This window comes from Thermoactinomyces sp. DSM 45892 (assembly GCF_900107305.1).
Classification (GTDB): Bacteria; Bacillota; Bacilli; order Thermoactinomycetales; family Thermoactinomycetaceae; genus Baia.
In genome coordinates this window covers 1-1,224 of the sequence record NZ_FNPL01000050.1, presented here as the reverse complement: position 1 = coordinate 1,224, position 1,224 = coordinate 1, and the positions used below count along the sequence as shown (strand labels likewise).

Genomic DNA, 1,224 nt, shown 5'->3' with positions numbered 1-1,224 from the left:
TTCTCTATATTTAGAAGAGGACAGAGATGGATTATCACTCAAAAAATATTGAAAAAACTCTAATTTTGTTATATAATATTATAATAGATAAATTTATATTTGGCATGTAAACCGAAAATAGCATGAATAAACGAATGGGGTGGCATATCGCTACCCTTTTTCGTTGGATGGTGGAGGAGATAGGACATCTATGAGTAACAAGAACATGAAGAGAATATCGAGATCCTTACTTATTCTGATGATTGTGTTATTCACATTTGGATTCGTAGGACAAGGAATTACCCATGCAGTCGATTTCAACATTGATAACACTCCGATCACGGGAGAGTTCGATACAGAGATAGCGAAAACATCAACCACTACGGAAAAAGGTTGGTTAGAGTCGGCAGGAGATTGGGTTAGTGACAAATGGAATGGTTTCACGGATTGGTGCGGTGAGCTGTGGGATGATGTAAATAATATCTTGGACGATCTAGGTGCTAAAATTAAAAGTATTAAGGATAATTTATGGGAATGGGGATTGACAATCGGGGCTGGTGTGACCTTAGCATGGGCTATATTAAAGAAGCAGTTTCCAATGTTAAAAGTGTTGGAATGGGCGGCATCCTTCCTTAAAGGTGTGTTACGAGGATTGCTAGACGTGCTCATCGGGATCTTTGACTTAGCGCTAGGAGCTGTAGGACTTCTAGGGTATGTCATTCTAAACCCTAGGGAGTCATGGGACAAGCTCAAGCATTGGGCTACACACCCGGGCGAAGTTTGGGATAATATATCCAATGCGGCAGGAGGGATCTGGAAAGAGATAAGCGAGTCATGGGATCGTATGGTAATCAACGGTGATGGGAATTCACGTTCAGAGTGGTTCGGATATGCATTTTCACAACTTCTTGGGTTAAAAGGTGTAGATAAAGCAGGGAAGGCAGGCAACGTTGTTTCGAAGTCAGGTGGCCTCTCTAGTAAGTTTCCTTTAACAAGTAAAGCTTTTGATGCAATCTCGGACTCATTAACCGGGTTGGGTGACAAAGTAAAGTCATTCGGCGATAATCTATTCGGTAGTGGCAAGAGAATCCTTGCTACCACGACAGCCGGTGCGGTTGCAGTAACAGGACTTACATTTGCATGGCCGAAGATCGAGCCATTATTAATGAAGTTCAAGGACTGTGTAGCTGTACAACAGCAGGATACAGGTCATTATCTTGCTTCGATGCAATTGGCGGGAAAGAT

The 1,224-nt window shown here is 42.1% G+C and carries 1 pseudogene; it reads left to right on the top strand.

From position 1 onward, the window contains the following. Positions 1 to 190: 190 nt before the first annotated feature. A pseudogene (locus BLU58_RS15960) lies at positions 191 to 1,224 on the top strand (hypothetical protein); the annotation flags it as partial.